This window comes from Loigolactobacillus bifermentans DSM 20003, assembly GCF_001434575.1.
Classification (GTDB): Bacteria; Bacillota; Bacilli; order Lactobacillales; family Lactobacillaceae; genus Loigolactobacillus; species Loigolactobacillus bifermentans.
Genome location: NZ_AZDA01000118.1, coordinates 1 through 1,458 on the forward strand (window position 1 = coordinate 1; position 1,458 = coordinate 1,458).

Below are 1,458 nucleotides of genomic sequence, written 5' to 3' on the forward strand. Positions count from 1 at the left end.
CAATAAATCATCACGAATATTCATTAAACGTTCGTTTAATTCACTGCCTTTGAAAACTGTTTGCTCGCTTTCGGTTTCCTTAATTAATTCTCGTCTTTCAGCTTGCGTGGTCTGTTCAAAATTAAGCTCTGGATAAAGTTTTTTCGTGGTACGATCGACCACTTTGTTTAAGAGTTCATCTGCCTTTTTTAATGAGCTTTCTTGTTGGTTAATTGTCAATAATTGTTTAGTCACATCTTCACCAACTGCATGTTTAATTAAGGTGCTATTTTTCCAATTAAATAGCATGCGCCGTTTATCATCTAAACTCTCCAAACTGATATAAGTTTTCAGTTCATGGCTTAACTCATTGACCACCCGTTTTTCATTAAACGAGAAGTGTTCACTTAGGCTATCTAAGTGACCTCTATTGATTGCTTTTTCTTGGTTGTTTTTATAACTGGCTTTGGCTTTGCGATAGTTCTTTACTTGTTGGTTAAATTCTTTTCTTTCATACCGCTTACTATTAATTCCCTCGTGTTGGGTTGGTGTATCATCTATTCCCTGCTCAGTAAATGATTTTTCACTGATCCGATCAGGAATATTTTTTTGCTCTAAAACCTGATTGACACTAACTGCCCAATTATGACGCCATTCAATTATTTTTTCTTTCTTATCCCAATCGACCATCAGTATCTTTCTACTCTTAGGGTACTTGCTAGTTCCGGTATACATTTTATTGCCATTCTCATCTAAAATATATTGCTTTTTACTCTTGATTCCCCATGTTCCGTCTGGGTTAAATGGTCGGTTAGTTAACATCACATGTGCGTGCGGATTATCTTGGTGGTCGCGATGAATCGCTACATCAGCTACCATGCCTTGATCAACAAAATTTTCTTGCACGTATTTTGTCAATAATTCTTTCTGTTCATCTTCGCTTAGTTCAACTGGCAAAGCCACGTTAAACTCTTTCGCATACCGAGAATTTGCTCGCCGATCTTTTCTTTCTACTTCGTTCCATAATTTTTCTCGATCACTGGCCCATGCTGGTGCATTTTTAGGAGTTAAAATAAAACTCTCTGGTATGACTGACCGAGCATAGAAATAGTGGCGACCTTCTTGATCATCAAATAGCTTTTCACCACTTCGATAAGCGGCACTGGCAATCGCACTTCGTCCTTTCCCAGCACTAATATTACTAAAACTCATGTGGAATATTGCCATGTCAGTCACCGTCTTCCTTTGATTCTATGGGTTTTGACCTTGTTGTCGCCATCGGCGACTTCTAATACAGGATTTTGGCACGATTTACCCCACAATAATTTAGTGGGGTGTAAGTGCGCATTGACCTCGTTTCACTCGGTCTGCTGATTCTCCTGAATTTACTTTTAGTGTATGCCTTCCGCTTCGCTATTTCAAATTTTATACTTTGACTTAACGTTTCCTATATGATATAGTTTCGGTGATTATTTCTAA

The 1,458-nt window shown here is 37.9% G+C and carries 1 protein-coding gene; it reads right to left on the bottom strand.

Features of this window, described 5'->3' with window-relative positions; all coding sequences use genetic code 11:
- On the bottom strand, window positions 1-1,206 hold a 1,206-nt coding region (gene mobQ / locus FC07_RS12745; RefSeq protein WP_162255881.1), incomplete at its 3' end, for a MobQ family relaxase.
- Between the last annotated feature and the right edge of the window lie 252 nt (window positions 1,207-1,458).